The sequence below is a fragment of the Streptomyces sp. NPDC002884 genome (assembly GCF_040295245.1).
Lineage (GTDB): Bacteria > Actinomycetota > Actinomycetes > Streptomycetales > Streptomycetaceae > Streptomyces.
The window spans coordinates 338700-353692 of the sequence record NZ_JBEOVB010000007.1 but is presented as its reverse complement, the minus strand read 5'-3'; the positions used below and the strand labels follow the sequence as shown (position 1 = coordinate 353692).

At 69.4% G+C, this 14993-nt stretch carries 10 protein-coding genes; 4 read left to right on the top strand and 6 right to left on the bottom strand.

Features of this window, described 5'->3' with window-relative positions; genetic code table 11:
• Positions 1 to 154 precede the first annotated feature (154 nt).
• Positions 155 to 3508 (top strand): AfsR/SARP family transcriptional regulator, encoded by a 3354-nt coding sequence (locus ABT070_RS18125; protein ID WP_351761335.1) that lies wholly within the window; start codon positions 155 to 157, stop codon positions 3506 to 3508.
• A 6-nt stretch (positions 3509 to 3514) separates the two neighbouring features.
• Here ABT070_RS18125 and ABT070_RS18120 read toward each other — a convergent pair whose 3' ends face one another.
• The 6 genes from ABT070_RS18120 to ABT070_RS18095 all read right to left on the bottom strand — a co-directional run bounded on the left by ABT070_RS18120 (position 3515) and on the right by ABT070_RS18095 (position 10829).
• On the bottom strand, positions 3515 to 4300 hold the full coding sequence (locus ABT070_RS18120) for an AfsR/SARP family transcriptional regulator (RefSeq protein WP_351761333.1): 786 nt from the start codon (positions 4298 to 4300) through the stop codon (positions 3515 to 3517).
• A 442-nt stretch (positions 4301 to 4742) separates the two neighbouring features.
• On the bottom strand, positions 4743 to 5804 hold the full coding sequence (locus ABT070_RS18115; RefSeq protein ID WP_351761330.1) for an ABC transporter ATP-binding protein: 1062 nt from the start codon (positions 5802 to 5804) through the stop codon (positions 4743 to 4745).
• Between the two features lie 26 nt (positions 5805 to 5830).
• Positions 5831 to 6868, bottom strand: a complete 1038-nt coding sequence (locus tag ABT070_RS18110; protein ID WP_351761328.1) for an ABC transporter ATP-binding protein — start codon at positions 6866 to 6868, stop codon at positions 5831 to 5833.
• A gap of 48 nt (positions 6869 to 6916) precedes the next feature.
• Positions 6917 to 7897 (bottom strand): ABC transporter permease, encoded by a 981-nt coding sequence (locus ABT070_RS18105; RefSeq protein WP_351761325.1) that lies wholly within the window; start codon positions 7895 to 7897, stop codon positions 6917 to 6919.
• A 102-nt stretch (positions 7898 to 7999) separates the two neighbouring features.
• Entirely contained in the window at positions 8000 to 9802 is a 1803-nt protein-coding gene (locus tag ABT070_RS18100) for an ABC transporter substrate-binding protein (RefSeq protein ID WP_451102476.1), read from the bottom strand.
• A gap of 37 nt (positions 9803 to 9839) precedes the next feature.
• On the bottom strand, positions 9840 to 10829 hold the full coding sequence (locus ABT070_RS18095) for an ABC transporter permease (protein WP_351761322.1): 990 nt from the start codon (positions 10827 to 10829) through the stop codon (positions 9840 to 9842).
• A 592-nt stretch (positions 10830 to 11421) separates the two neighbouring features.
• Between ABT070_RS18095 and ABT070_RS18090 the strand changes: the two genes are divergently transcribed.
• The 3 genes from ABT070_RS18090 to ABT070_RS18080 are packed head-to-tail and all read left to right on the top strand — an operon-like array spanning position 11422 to position 14992.
• Positions 11422 to 13053: a peptide ABC transporter substrate-binding protein gene (locus ABT070_RS18090; RefSeq protein ID WP_351761319.1), complete on the top strand. Its 1632-nt coding sequence runs from the start codon at positions 11422 to 11424 to the stop codon at positions 13051 to 13053.
• A gap of 6 nt (positions 13054 to 13059) precedes the next feature.
• Complete coding sequence (locus ABT070_RS18085; protein ID WP_351761317.1) at positions 13060 to 13983, top strand: ABC transporter permease; 924 nt, start codon at positions 13060 to 13062, stop codon at positions 13981 to 13983.
• Positions 13984 to 13987: 4 nt separating this feature from the next.
• Entirely contained in the window at positions 13988 to 14992 is a 1005-nt protein-coding gene (locus ABT070_RS18080; protein ID WP_451102484.1) for an ABC transporter permease, read from the top strand.
• Position 14993: the final 1 nt, after the last annotated feature.

The window sequence follows — 14993 nt, the reverse complement described above, 5'->3', positions numbered from 1 at the left end:
ATCCGGCTCCGGCCGCCCCGCCTCGTACGGCACCCGGCCACCGCCGTGGCCGCGGCCCGGGGGATTGGCCGGATCCCGACGCCGGGGGAGCCGTCGGTTCCTCTTGGGGGAGGTCGGCGTTGCCCGGCAGTCGCCCCTGGACTACGTTCTGTGAATGCTCACCCCACGGCCCCGGTTCCGCCTGCTCGGACCGCTGGACGTCGAGATCGACGGACGGGTCGTCGTACTCACCGGCCGGCAACGCGCGCTGTGTGCCGTGCTCCTGCTGCACGCCAACCATGTCGTCTCCGTCGACCGGCTGATCCAGTGCCTGTGGGACGACCGGCCGCCCGGCGCGGGCGCGGCCCGGGTACGGGCCCTCGTCGCGGAGGTGCGGCGCGCCCTCGGCCCGGCGGGGACGGAGCTGCTGACCACCCGGCGGCCCGGCTACGTCATGCACGCGGGCCCGGACGAACTCGACCTGCTGGCCTTCGAGAACCTCATCAGGGACGCCTCGCGGGCCGCGGCCGACGGCGACTGGCGAACGGCCCGGCGCAGCGGCGAACAGGCCCTCGCGCTGTGGCGGGACGAGCCGCTGCCCGACCTGCCGGAGGTCGCGGTGCGCGAGGCCGAGCGCCAACGCCTCGCCGAACTGCACCTCGTCGCCCGCGAAGGCGTGGCCGAGGCGGGGATCGAGACCGGCCGGCACCGGGAGGCCATCGCCGAACTCCTGCGGCTGACCGCCGCCCACCCGCTGCGCGAACGCCCGCACGGCCTGCTGATGCGCGCCCTGCAGCAGGACGGCCGCAGTGCCGAGGCCCTGGAGCTGTACACCGCGCTGCGCCGACGCATGGTCGACGAACTCGGCATGGAACCCTCGGCCGAGCTCAGGGACCTGCACCAGCGGCTGCTACGGGGCGGCGGACTCCCCACCGGCGCCCCGCCCGAGCGGTCCGCCCCGGCGTCCGAGCGGCCCGTGCCGCGCCAACTCCCGCCCACCCCACGCCGTTTCGTGGGCCGGGACGGTGAACTCGGCCGCCTCGACTCCTGTCTGCGCACCGCGGAACCGCTCGCCCTGATCGTGGGACCTGCGGGCGTCGGCAAGAGCGCCCTGGCGCTGAACTGGGCCCACCGGGTCGCCGACCGCTTCCCCGACGGCCAGCTCTTCCTCGACATGCGGGGCTTCGACAACGCCGAGCCGATGACCCCCGGAGAGGCTCTGCCGCTGCTCCTCCAGGGCCTGGGCTGCGCCCCGCGCGACATCCCGCTGGGCGCCGAGGCACAGACCGCGCTGTACCGGACGCTGCTCGCCGAACGCAGGGTGCTGGTCGTCCTGGACGACGTGGCCGACGCGTCGTACGTACGCCGGCTGCTGCCTGCCTCGGCGGGCTCGCTGACCCTGGTGACGAGCCGCGACAAGCTGAGCGGCCTGGTCACCCTGGACGGCGCCTACCGGGTGTCCTGCGACGTCCTCGACAGCGCCGCCGCACTGGAGCTGATCAGCGGCGCGGTCGGCGCGGAGGCCGTCGCCGCCGATCCGGAGGCCGCGGCGCGGCTCGTCGAACTCTGCGACCACCTGCCGCTCGCGCTGTGTGTCGCGGGCTCCTGGATCGGTGACCGGCCGGGCAGCATCCGGGCGTACGTCCGTGACCTCGCGGACCGGGGGCGACTGGCCCGGCTGCATGTCGAGGGCGAGGAGTCCGTCGCCGTACGGGCCGCGCTCGACCTGTCGTACGGGGTGCTGCCGGAGGAGGCCCGGCGGGCCTTCCGCTCGCTGGGCGTGCTGCCGGGCACCGGCCGGTCGGTACCCGCGGCCGCCGCGGCCGCCGGTACCGACGAGCATCGCCTGGCCGACCTGCTGCGGCTGGCCCAGCGGGTCCATCTGCTGCGCGACGTCGAGCACGGCCGCCCGGCCTGGCACGACCTCGTGCACGAGTACGCCCGTGACCGCACGGCCGCCGAGGACGCCCCCGACGAGCGCGCCGCCGCCGTCACCCGCGTCCTCGACCACTACCTCCAGAGCGTCGTCAACGCGGCCGCCACGGCCGGCCTGTACGTCATGCGCACCCGCCCGCCCGCCGTCGAGGGCTCCCTGCCACGGGAGTTCGCCGGCACCGAGGAGGCGTACGCCTGGTTCGACGGCGAGTGGGACGACATCGCGGCCGCGATCGGACACGCCGCCGAGCACGGCCCCGCGCCGTATGTGTGGTGGCTGGTGGACGCGCTCCAGGACCTCTTCCACCACCGCAGGCCGCTCTCCGACTGGATGCGGCTGGCCACCCTCGCCCGCGAGGTGGCCGCGCGCGGCGGCGACGAGGTCGGCCAGGCCTCCATGTGCCTGTCCCTGGGCAGCGCCCGCTGGCGCAACGGGGACCTGCGGGGCGCCCTCGCGGAGTACGAGGAGGCGGAGGAGCTGGCCCGCCGGGCCGGCTGGGCGTACGGCGAGGCCGGCAGCCTCCAGGGCAAGGGCGTCACCCTCAAGCTGCTGGGCGAGCTGCGCCGCGCACTGCCCTGCTACGACCGTGCCCTCGCGCTCTACCGCACCCTGGACAACCTCAGGAACGTGGAGATCATGCTGATCAACACGGCGTCCCTGAACCTCGCCCTGGGCCGCCTGGACGCGGCCGAGGAGGCGGCGTGCGCGGCCCTCGACCTGATCGGCGACACGGTCCACCACAACCGTGCGATGGCCCTCGTCAACCTCGCCCTGGTCCGGCAGAAGCAGGCCCGGTTCGACGAGGCGGCGGCGGCGCTGCGCACCTGCTTCCTGGTCTCCCGCGACTCCGGGTCCACCTATACGGAGGCCGTGGCCCTGGAGGCGCTGGGCCGGGTCCGCGCCGACGCCGGCCAGGACGACCGCGCGCTCCTCGCCTACGAGGACGCCCTCGCCGTCTCCCGGCGGGTGGAGAACCGCAACTGCCAGGTCGACAGCCTGGTCGGGGTCGCCTCGGTGAAGCTGCGCGCGGGGCGCGCCGAGGAGACGGCCCAACACCTCGACGCCGCCTTCGAGATCGCCGAGCGCACCGGCCACCGGGCGGGCCTCGTCGAGGTCCTGCTGGCCCGCGCCGACCTGGCCCGCGCCCAGGGCCGCCCGGCCGACGCCCTGGACCAGCTGGAGCGCGCCGAACGCCTCGCGGCCGACGGCAACCCCCTCACCCTCCCGCGCGTCCACCTCACCACCGCCCTGACGCTCCTCGACCCGGACCCGGACACCGGCACCGGTACCGCCCCGGACCGGGCCCGGGACGCGGCGGCCCTGGCGGCCGACCTCGCCCGGAGTTCCGGCCAGCGCCTCCTGCACGCCCGCGCCATGGCGGCCCTGGCCTCTGCCCACGAGGCCCACGGCGAGGCCGGGCCGGCGCAGGAGGCGAGGACGGAGGCGACCGCCCTGTGCACGGCGCTGGGCGTCCGGCACCCTCCCGGGACGCGCCCCCCGCACCGCCCGCCGCCCCACCACCGTCACCGCGAGCTCCCCGCGGACGCCGAGTCCCGCCTCACCCTGTACCTGACCGAGCACTTCGACGGCTGAGCCGCTTCAGACGGAGTGGGCGTACGCGCTGCCGAGGCGCAGCCGCGGGTCGTGGGCGAGGATCCGTTCGTGCAGGGACCGCACGTCCGGGCCCGGTTCGCAGCCCAGCAGGTCGATCATCCGCAGGCGCAGCAGCTGGAAGCAGTCCAGCGCGTCCGCCTGGCGTCCCCCGCGGTGCAGGGCGAGCATCAGCAGGCCTGTGACCTTCTCGTCGAAGGGGTGCATCTCGGCCAGCCAGTGCAGCTGCGGCAGGCACTCCTCGTGCCGCCCCACGCGCAGGTACAGCTCGGTGCTGCCGACCAGGGCCTCCCGGTGCTCGCGCCGCAGCGTCACCCGCGTGGTCTCCGCCCAGGTCGTGCGCACGTCGGACAGCGGCTCGCCCCGCCACAGCTCCAGGGCCCGCGCGTAGAGGCCGAGGGCCGCCTCGGTGTCGCCGGCGCGGGCGTCCTGCTGGGCCTGCCGGACCAGGGCGCGGAACCGTGCGGTGTCGACGCAGCGCTCGTCGATCGCGAGGACGTATCCGCCCCGCTTCCGGATCAGTTCGAAGCCCTCGGTCAGCTGCCCGTCGGCCCGCAGCGCCTTCCGCAGCCGGGTGGCCTGGATGTACAGGGCGTCGCGCGGGTGCTGGGGCCGGCGCTCCTGCCACACGCGCTCGATCAGCGTCTCGTCGGCGACGAACGCGCCGGGGGTCCAGGCCAGTGCCGCCAGCAGCAGTTTGGTGCCGTGCGGAAGCGGCAGCTTGTCGCCGGAGCGGGCCCGTGCCTCTACGCAGCCCAGCAGCTGAATTTCCATGTACCCCCCGTACCTCGAACCACTCGAGTCACCACTGTGCGCGCGCGGTGTTCGGCTGGCGCATGGATGCTGCACGGCTGCCGCCGGCTTGGCTCGGCCGGGGGCGCGGTGGGGCGCGGTGGGGTGCGGGCGGGGGTTGTGGTGCGTCGGTGGGTGCGGGTGCGTGGTGGCGATTGCGCAGTTCCCCGCGCCCCTGAGGGGGGTGGTTCCGGCCTGTGGTGTCGGGTGCGGGTTCGTCGTGGCCGGTCGCGCGGTTCCCCGCACCCCTGGGGGCCCTGCGGGCCCCACAGGGCCCCGGGCCTCATGAGGCCGGGCCGGGAACGGTGAAGGCCCGCGCTGGGTGAGCGCGGGCCTTCGTCCCCTGGATCGGACGTTCATGGGCTCGGGTCAATGGGCCGAGAAAGTCCGCTCCGGAAGGGGGCGGCTGACGAAAAGGGGTGTGTCAGGCCGCCGCCTCGGGGTCCTTGGCGAGACGGGGAGCCGGCACGCCGGCCGGGACCTCCGCCGTCTCGGGGTAGTGGCACGCCGTCAGGTGGCCGGGCTTGTTGCCCTCGACCTGGACCAGCGGCGGCGCCTCGGTCGCGCACTTCTCCGTCGCCTTCCAGCAGCGGGTGCGGAAGCGGCAGCCGGAGGGCGGGTTGATGGGCGAGGGCACGTCACCGACGAGGCGGATGCGCTCACGGCCCTCGGTTCCCTCGTCCTGCACGGTGGCCTCGGGCACGGCGGACAGCAGCGCCCGGGTGTACGGGTGGCGCGGGTTGCCGTACAGGTCGTCGCGGTCGGCGATCTCGACGATCCGGCCGAGGTACATGACCGCCACGCGCTGGGAGAAGTGCCGTACGACGGCCAGGTCGTGGGCGATGAAGACGAACGCGATACCCAGGTCCCGCTGGACCTTCTGGAGCAGGTTGACGACCTGCGCCTGGATGGACACGTCGAGCGCGGAGACCGGCTCGTCGGCCACGATCAGCTTCGGCTCCAAGGCCAGTGCGCGGGCGACACCGATGCGCTGGCGCTGGCCGCCGGAGAACTCGTGCGGGAAGCGGTTGTAGTGCTCGGGGTTGAGACCCACGATCTCCAGCAGTTCGCGCACGCGTGTCTCGCGCCCGCCGGCCGGGTGGATGTCGTTGATCTCCATCGGCCCGGAGATGATCTTGCCGACCGTCTGGCGCGGGTTCAGCGACGCGTAGGGGTCCTGGAAGATCATCTGGATCTCGGACCGGATCGGCGCCAGCTGCCGGCGGCCCGCGTGCGTGATGTCCTCGCCGCGGTACGAGATCCGGCCGCCCGTCGGTTCGAGCAGCCGGGTGATCAGCCGGCCCGTCGTCGACTTGCCGCAGCCGGACTCGCCGACCAGACCCAGGCTCTCGCCCTCGGCGACCTGGAAGTCCAGCCCGTCGACGGCCTGCACGGCACCGACCGTACGCCGGATCGGGAAGCCGCCCTTGATCGGGAAGTGCTTGGTGAGCCCGGAGACGTCCAGGAGGGGGGTGGTGTCGCTCATGGTGGTGAAATCCCGTCTTCTGTACGTCAGTTCGCCGCGCTGCCGGCGAGGTCGGAGAAATACTCGGCGCGCTGGTCGGGGGTCAGGTGGCAGGCGGAACCCCGACCGTCGGTGACCTCCAGCGGCGGCTGCTCCGTGGAGCACAGGCCCCCTTCGACCTTCTCGGCGAAGGTGCAGCGGGGGTGGAAGCGGCAGCCCGACGGCGGGTTCAGCAGCGAGGGCGGCGAACCGGGGATCGGGTTGAGCGGAACGTCCACCGGGTGGTCCAGGCTCGGCATCGAGCTCAGCAGGCCCAGCGTGTAGGGGTGCTGCGGGCTCTGCAGCACCTCCCTCTTGGTGCCCCGCTCCACGCACCGGCCGCCGTACATCACCAGGACGTCGTCGGCGATGTCGGCGATGACGCCCAGGTCGTGCGTGATGAAGATGATCGCCGTGCCGAACTCCTGCTGGAGGTCCTTGAGGAGGTCCATGATCTGGGCCTGCACCGTCACGTCGAGGGCCGTGGTCGGCTCGTCGGCGATCAGCAGCTCAGGGTCGCAGACCAGCGCCATGGCGATCATCGCGCGCTGACGCATACCGCCGGAGAACTGGTGCGGGTAGTCGTCGACCCGGACCTCCGGCTGCGGGATCCCGACCCGCCTCAGCATCTCGATCGCCCGGGTGCGCGACTCGCTCTTGGAGGCGCCGGTGTGCTTGCGGTACGTCTCGGCGATCTGCTTGCCGATCGTGTGGTACGGCGACAGCGAGGCCAGCGCGTCCTGGAAGATCATCGACATCTTGTTGCCGCGCAGCCGCTCGAGCTGCCTCTCGGAGGCGGTCAGCAGCTCCTTGTCGTCCAGCACGACCTCGCCCTCGATCGCCGTCCGGTCGCGGTCGTGCAGACCCAGGATGGCCAGGTTGGTGACCGACTTGCCGGAACCCGACTCGCCCACGATGCCGAGCGTCTTGCCCTTCAGCAGGTCGAAGGAGAGCCCGTCGACGGCCTTGACGATGCCGTCCTCGGTGGAGAAATGGACTTTCAGGTCCCTGACGGAGAGGAAGGGCTGCTGATCGGTGCTCGTCACGGGGACGCTCCTGGGGGGTGATGCGAGAGGTAGGGGGCTTGGCGGAGGTCAGGCGAGCCGGATCCGCGGGTCGATGAGAGCGTAGACGGCATCGACGATGATGTTGAAGAACACGATGGCGCCCGCGGCCAGGAGGGTCACGCCCAGCAGCATGGGCAGGTCGCTCTGGTCCACGGACTTCACCGCGAGCCGGCCGATGCCCGGAAGGCTGAAGGTCTGCTCGGTGATGATGGCGCCGCCGATCAGCGTGCCGAGGTCGATGCCGAACACCGTGACGATGGGGCCCATCGCGCCGCGCCAGGCGAACCGGAAGAACACGTTCGCCCGGGACAGGCCCTTGGCGCGGGCCGTACGGACGTAGTCCTCGCTCAGTTGCTCCACGAGCTGCGAGCGGGTCATACGGGTGTAGTTGGCGGTGAAGATGATCGCCAGGACCAGCCAGGGCAGCAGGAGTCCGGAGAACCAGGCGACCGGGTCGTCGGTGAAGGGGGTCCACGACGGCTGGTCGAGCCATCCCAGCTTCGCGACGAAGTAGAACATCGCGATGTAGCCGACGAAGTAGATCTGCAACGAGGAACCGAGCAGCGACGCCGAGCTGGCGAACTTGTCCAGGAGCTTGCCCTGCTTGAGGGCCGCGAGCATGCCCGCGCCGACGCCGAGGACCAGGAAGACGGCGGCCGCGCCGAAGGCGAGCGAGAGGGTCGTCGGCAGGCGGTCCATGATCGTGTCGAAGACCGGCACGTTGTTGGCGAAGGAGTAGCCGAAGCAGGGCGCGTCGCAGTACCCGTAACCGGCGTAGTCGCGACCGGCGAAGACGCCCTTCAGCCAGTACCAGTACTGCACCGGGATGGAGTGGTCGATGCCCAGGTTCTTCCGGATCTGCGCGAGGTTCTCAGGCGTGCAGTTCTTGCCGCAGGACATCATGGCGGGGTCGCGCGGCACGGCGTAGAAGAGCCAGAAGGTGATGGCGCTGATGATCAGGAGAATGACCATCGCGCCGATGACTCGGCGGACAAGGAAGCGGAACATGAGGCGTGACTTTCCGGACGGGGCGCCGTAGCCGCGGTAAGGAGAGGGGGGTGGGCCGCAGGGGGGTGGCCATGGTGATGACCACCCCCAGGGGGCGTGCGCTTACTTCTTGGCGTAGAGCTTGGAGAGCGCGACGCAGGTGTTGGCGCTGTCCCAGATGACGTTGCCGACCTTGGAGCCGTACAGGTAGTTGCGGATCTTGTGGTAGTCCGGGACCACGGCGGCCAGCTCCATGATCATCTTGTCGATGTTGCCCCAGGCCTTGTTGGCCTCCTTCGGGTCCGCGATCTGCGAAGCCGCGTCGATGGCCTTGTTGACGCTCGGGTCGTTCAGCTGGGCGTAGTTGCTGCGGCCGTCGCCGATGTTCTTGCCGCTCCAGCAGGGGTAGAACTGCGAGTAACCGCCCGGCCAGTCCGGGCTCCAGCCGGCCGCGAACAGGTCGAAGTCGTTGTCGATCTTGCCGATCTGGGTGTAGAAGGTCGACTTGTCGACCTGCTTGTTGACGACCGTGAAGCCGGCCTCTTCCAGCGCGTTCTTGATGGCGACGGCGGTCTTCACCGCGGTGTCCGACTGCTGGAAGGCGATGACCAGCTTCTGGCCGACCTTGCCGGCCTCCTTCAGCAGGGCCTTGGCCTTCACCGGGTCGCCGCCCGGCTTCTTGTCCACGCCGTACAGGTCGAACTTGGTGTAGCCGGGCGTCACCGGGGCAAAGATCGTGGTGGCGATCTCCTGGCTGTAGGCACCGCCGCCGATGGTCTGCAGCTGCTGGTGCGGCCAGGCGTAGTTGATGGCCTGGCGGACCTTGAGGTCCTTGATGCGGGTCATGTTGATCGGCCAGTAGTAGGTGACCGTGTCGACCGCGGTGAGGACGCGCTTCTTCAGATCGGCGTTGGTGAGGACCTGGGCGATGCGCTCGGGCGCGACCTCGTTGAAGATCGGCACCGCGTACTGGTCGGTGCCCTTGTCCGCGATCCAGCGGTCGGTGGACGCCACCAGCTCGTAGCCCATCTGGAACAGGTACTTGTCCGGGTAGGCGTTGCGGATCGCGTCCGTCTTCGGGTCCCAGTGCTCGTTGCGCACGTAGGTCATCGACTTGCCGATGTTGCGGCTCTCGACCTTGTACGGGCCGCAGGAGATCGGCTGCTTGTCGTACTTCTCCTTGGTGTCGTGCTTCTTCGGCACCAGGGAGTAAGCGCGCATCGCCAGCGTGAAGTTGAAGTCGGCGCGGGCTTCGTTCAGACGGAAGGTGATGGTCTTGCCGTCGACCTCGATGGAGGCGAGGCTCTTGCCCTCGTACGGGCCCTTGTACTTGTCGCCGCCCACCAGGAAGTCCTGGACGTAGCGCGGACCCTCGGTGACGAAGGTGGCGAAGAGACGCTCGAAGGTGTGGCGGAGGTCGTCCGAGGAGACCTCGGCGCCGTCCTCCCACTTCAGACCGTCCTTCAGCGTGAAGGACCAGGTCTTGCCGCCGTCCTTCATGGTGCCGGCGTCGGTCGCGGCGTCGCCGACCAGGGTGGCGTTGCCCTTGGCGTCCAGCTTGTAGCCGGTCAGACCGCGCATGATCGGCACGGTGATGGCGCCCTCGGTGGAGACGTAGATCTGCGCCGGGTCCATGTGGTCCATGTCGAACTGCTGGAGCGAGTAGATCGTCCCGCCCTTGACCGCACCCGTCACCTCGGGGGCCGGACCGGTGGAGTCGGCCTTGGTGCCGACCGGGATCTCGACGGTCTTGGCCCCGGTGACCTTGGGGGCCTTGTCCTGCGAGGAGCCCCCCTCGCTGCCGCTGCTGCAGGCGCTCAGCACCGACGTCGACGCCGCGGCGACGCCGGTGGCGATGAGGAAGTTTCTGCGCGAGAAGGACATGCTGCCTGCCTTGAAGTGGGAGTGATGAGAGAGGTCCGGCACCCCGGCGTCCTTGCCGTGGTCCTGAAAGGCGTCGGAGCTAGCGCTTGGACTTGGGGTCGAGTGCGTCGCGCACCGAGTCGCCGAGCAGGTTGAACGCGAGGACGAAGATCACCATGGACAGGCCCGGGAAGAGCATGAAGGTGAGGTCCTCGGTGTAGAAACTTGCACCCCGCGCGATCATGACGCCCCAGTCCGGGGTCGGGTCGATCATGCCGACGCCGAGGAAGGCGAGACCCGCCTCGGCGGTGACGTACGCCGGGAGCATCAGCGTGGTCTGGATGATGATCGGCGTCCACAGGTTGGGCAGCAGCTCCTTGAAGACGATGCGCCCCGGTGATGCACCCGTGACCTTCGCGGCCTCCACGAACTCCCGTTCGCGCAGGCCCAGTACCTGGCCGCGCAGCAGACGGGCGATGGACGCCCACCCGAAGGCGGAGAGGACGATGATCAGAGCTGTGGCCCGCAGCCAGGTCGGGATCTCCTCGTCGGGGGCGACGAACAGACCGAACACGACCGGCATGAAGGCGATGAAGAAGAGCGTGGACGGGAACGACAGCAGGATGTCGATGACCCGGCCCACGAGATAGTCCGTCTTGCCGCCGAGGTAGCCCGCGGTGGTGCCGATGACCACACCGAGGACCACGGTGAGCACGGTGGCGGCGAGCGCGATGCCCAGCGAGTTGCGGATCGCGTAGAGCAGGAAGGTGAAGACGTCACGACCGAGCTGGGGTTCGATGCCGAACCAGAACTCGGGGCTCATGCCGCCGTTCGGGCCGGACGGGTACGCGAAGGCGTTCAGCAGTTCCGGACGCTGGCTCGCGTAGGTCGTGTAGGGGTCCTTGCCGTACAGCTTGGCGATCAGCGGAGCGGCGATCGCGATCACGAAGAAGAAGATCACGACATAGGCGGATATGACACCGGTGCGGTCGCGCTTGAAACGCTTCCAGGCCAGTCGACCGGGAGAGCGTCCTTCGCTGGCCTTCGGGGCGACGGAAGCGGCCGACTTCTCGACGCTCTCGTCGGTCACCTCAAGCGGGGCAGCCGCTGATGGAGTTGGGGGGGTCATGGTGCTCCTGGCCCAAGGGAGGGTCTGATGACTCCGCAGGGCACTCCCTACGGGCTACGCCGGACTTTTTCAACGCAATTCGTTCAAGGTCAATAAATTCTGGTCTCCCTTGGTCTTCTCTTTACTTTCTTTACCTGGTCTTGACCATATCGTAGCTACGCGTGTAGCGCGCCGTAATCGTTCCGTGTCTGAATTCGGGCCAACTGCGCAAAGCGGTCAATGAGTTCGATATTCGGACGCCAGGGTGTCGGAATGCGTACATCTCAGGGTCACAATCCAACGGTTCTGCATCGGATGGTGAAGATCCGTTGCGCACTGCACCGAAGATCCATTGTGACCTGCGAAGAAGATCCTTTTCGACCCCCCACCAGGATCCTGCTGCCGGCGTCCGGCGGATCCGTGCCGTCCCCCGAATAGCCCCGCAAGGGCCTCCCGTTGGGCGCGGCCCGTGTGCGCTATGCACTTTTTAAGTCGATATTTACCGGTACTGGATCAGTGCTTCGGTGCTGACGGCACAGCGCTCGGGTAAAGCGCGGTCAATGAGGAGGCATCCATGCGTGGAGCCACGCACGCCAAGTGGGCCGCATGCGCGGCGGCGGCAGCACTCGCGGCGACGGCGTGCGGGGGCGGGGGGAGCGACGGCGGCGGCGAGGGCGGCGCGGTGCTCAGCTCCTCCTGGGGAGACCCGCAGAACCCGCTGGAGCCCGCCAACACCAACGAGGTGCAGGGCGGCAAGGTCCTCGACATGATCTTCCGCAGCCTCAAGAAGTACAACCCGGAGACCGGCGCGGCCGAGGACATGCTGGCCGAGAAGATCGAGACCACGGACTCCCAGAACTTCACGATCACCGTCAAGGACGGCTGGACGTTCAGCAATGGCGAAAAAGTGACGTCGAAATCCTTCGTCGACGCCTGGAACTACGGCGCGAGTCTGAAGAACAACCAGAAGAACGCGTACTTCTTCGAGTACATCGACGGCTACACCGCGGTCCACCCTGCCGACGGCACCGCGCAGAGCGCCGGCGCCCTCGCCGGGCTCAAGGTGGTCGACGACACGACCTTCACCGTCAAGCTCAAGCAGAAGTTCTCCACCTTCCCCGACACCCTGGGCTACCCCGCCTACGCCCCGCTGCCGCAGGCCTTCTTCACCGACCACGCGGGCTGGCTCAAGAAACCCGTCGGAAACGGGCCGTACACGATCGACTCGTACACCAAGGGCTCCCAGATGGCCCTGAAGAAGTGGGACGGCTACCCCGGGGACGACAAGGCGCAGAACGGTGGCGTGACCCTGAAGGTCTACACCGACAACAACACCGCCTACACCGATCTGCTGGCCGGCAACCTCGACCTCGTCGACGACGTGCCCGCGGCCCAGCTCAAGAACGTCAAGAACGACCTCGGCGACCGCTATCTGAACACCCCCGCCGGCATCATCCAGACCCTGGCCTTCCCGTTCTACGACAAGAAGTGGAACACCACCGGCTCGGAGAAGGTCCGCACCGGTCTCTCCCGGGCGATCGACCGCAAGCAGATCACCGAGACGATCTTCCAGAACACCCGCACCCCCGCCACCGACTGGACCTCCCCGGTGCTCGGCGAGGAGGGCGGCTTCAAGGAAGGCCTGTGCGGGGACGCCTGCGAGTACGACCCCGCCGCGGCGAAGAAGCTCGTCCAGGAAGGCGGCGGCCTGCCCGGCGGCCAGGTCAAGATCACATACAACGCGGACACCGGATCGCACAAACAGTGGGTCGACGCGGTCTGCAACTCGATCAACAACGCCCTCGACAACGACAAGGCCTGCGTCGGCAACCCGGTCGGCACGTTCGCGGACTTCCGCACCCAGATCGGCGACCGGAAGATGACCGGACCCTTCCGGGCCGGGTGGCAGATGGACTACCCCCTCATCCAGAACTTCCTCCAGCCGCTCTACTACACGAACGCCTCCTCCAACGACGGCAAGTGGTCCAACAAGGACTTCGACAAGCTCGTCGACCAGGCCAACGCCGAGACCGACACGGCCAAGGCCGTGGAGACCTTCCAGCAGGCCGAAGAGGTCGTCCGGGACAACATGGCGGCCATCCCGCTCTGGTACCAGAACGGCAGCGCCGGCTACTCGGAGCGGCTCTCGAACGTCAAGCTCAACCCGTTCTCCGTCCCGGTCTACAACGAGATCAAGGTCAGCTGACCCGCCATGGGCCGGTATGTGATCCGGCGTCTGCTCCAGATGATCCCGGTGTTCATCGGCGCCACGCTGTTGATCTTCCTCATGGTGAACGTGATGGGCGACCCCATCGCGGGTCTCTGCGGTGACCGGCAGTGCGACCCGGCCACCGCCGCCCAGCTGAAGAAGGAGTTCGGCCTCGACAAGCCCGTCTGGCAGCAGTACCTGACCTACATGGGGAACGTCTTCACCGGAGACTTCGGTACGGCGTTCAACGGCCAGCCGGTCACCGAGCTGATGGCGACGGCCTTCCCGGTCACCATCCGGCTGACGATCGTCGCGATCTTCTTCGAGATCGTCATCGGCATCACCCTCGGTGTCCTGACGGGCCTGCGCCGCGGCCGGCCCGTCGACACCGGGGTCCTGCTGCTCACCCTCGTCGTGATCTCCGTCCCCACTTTCGTCACCGGCCTGCTGCTCCAGCTGCTGCTCGGCGTCGAATGGGGGTGGATCAAACCGTCGGTCTCCTCGGAGGCCACCTTCGGTGAGCTGATCGTGCCGGGCCTGGTGCTCGCCTCCGTCTCCCTGGCGTACGTCACCCGGCTGACCCGCACCTCCATCGCGGAGAACCGACGGTCCGACTACGTCCGGACGGCCGTCGCCAAGGGGCTGCCCCGCCGCCGGGTCGTCACCCGGCACCTGCTGCGCAACTCCCTCATCCCCGTGGTCACCTTCATCGGCACCGACATCGGCGCCCTGATGGGCGGCGCGATCGTCACCGAGCGCATCTTCAACATCCACGGCGTCGGCTTCCAGCTCTACCAGGGGATCCTCCGCCAGAACACCCAGACCGTCGTCGGCTTCGTGACCGTCCTCGTCCTGGTCTTCCTGGTGGCCAACCTGGTCGTCGACCTCCTGTACGCCGTACTCGACCCGAGGATCCGCTATGCCTGAGCCGATGCCGCCGGAGCACCATCTGCCGGGCGCGGGCCGCACCCCGGAGGAGGGCGCCATCGCCGACACCGGCATGGGCGGCACGATGGACCTGGCCACGGCGGAGGGAGAGACCCTCGAGAAGACGACCGACGGCGGGCCACAGGGCACCGGGCCGTCCGAGAAGGCCCGTTCCCTCTGGTCCGACGCCTGGCGGGACCTGCGCCGCAACCCGGTCTTCATCATCTCCGGCCTGGTCATCCTCTTCCTGGTCTTCATCTCCCTGTGGCCCGGTTCCATCACCTGGCTGAGCCCCCTCAAGTGCGACCTCGCCAAGGCCCAGGAGGGTTCCCAGCCCGGCCACCCGTTCGGCTTCGACGGCCAGGGCTGCGACGTCTACACGCGCGTCGTCTACGGCGCCCGTACGTCCGTCACGGTCGGCTTCCTGGCCACGCTCGGAGTCGCCCTGCTCGGCAGCGTGCTGGGCGGTCTCGCCGGGTTCTTCGGCGGGGCGGGGGACTCGATCCTGTCCCGGATCACCGACATCTTCTTCGCCATCCCGGTCGTCCTCGGCGGCCTGGTCCTCCTCTCCGTCGTGACCAGCAATACGGTCTGGCCGGTCATCGGGTTCATGGTGCTGCTCGGCTGGCCCCAGATCTCCCGGATCGCCCGCGGCTCGGTGATCACCGTCAAACAGAACGACTTCGTCCAGGCGGCCCGGGCCCTCGGCGCCTCCCACTCCCGGCTGCTGCTGCGGCACATCGCGCCGAACGCGGTGGCCCCGGTGATCGTCGTGGCGACCATCGCGCTCGGCACGTTCATCTCGCTGGAGGCGACCCTGTCCTACCTCGGCGTCGGACTGAAGCCGCCGACCGTCTCCTGGGGCATCGACATCTCCGCCGCCTCGCCCTACATCCGCAACGCCCCGCACGCCCTGCTGTGGCCCTCGGGCGCCCTGGCCCTCACGGTCCTGGCGTTCATCATGCTCGGCGACGCGGTGCGCGACGCCCTCGACCCGAAGCTGAGGTGAC

Coding starts and splice junctions, on each gene's coding strand:
- ABT070_RS18115 (WP_351761330.1), bottom strand. CDS start 5,804: ATGAGCGACACCACCCCCCTCCTGGACGTCTCCGGGCTCACCAAGCAC.
- ABT070_RS18120 (WP_351761333.1), bottom strand. CDS start 4,300: ATGGAAATTCAGCTGCTGGGCTGCGTAGAGGCACGGGCCCGCTCCGGC.
- ABT070_RS18125 (WP_351761335.1), top strand. CDS start 155: ATGCTCACCCCACGGCCCCGGTTCCGCCTGCTCGGACCGCTGGACGTC.
- ABT070_RS18105 (WP_351761325.1), bottom strand. CDS start 7,897: ATGTTCCGCTTCCTTGTCCGCCGAGTCATCGGCGCGATGGTCATTCTC.
- ABT070_RS18085 (WP_351761317.1), top strand. CDS start 13,060: ATGGGCCGGTATGTGATCCGGCGTCTGCTCCAGATGATCCCGGTGTTC.
- ABT070_RS18090 (WP_351761319.1), top strand. CDS start 11,422: ATGCGTGGAGCCACGCACGCCAAGTGGGCCGCATGCGCGGCGGCGGCA.
- ABT070_RS18080 (WP_451102484.1), top strand. CDS start 13,988: ATGCCGCCGGAGCACCATCTGCCGGGCGCGGGCCGCACCCCGGAGGAG.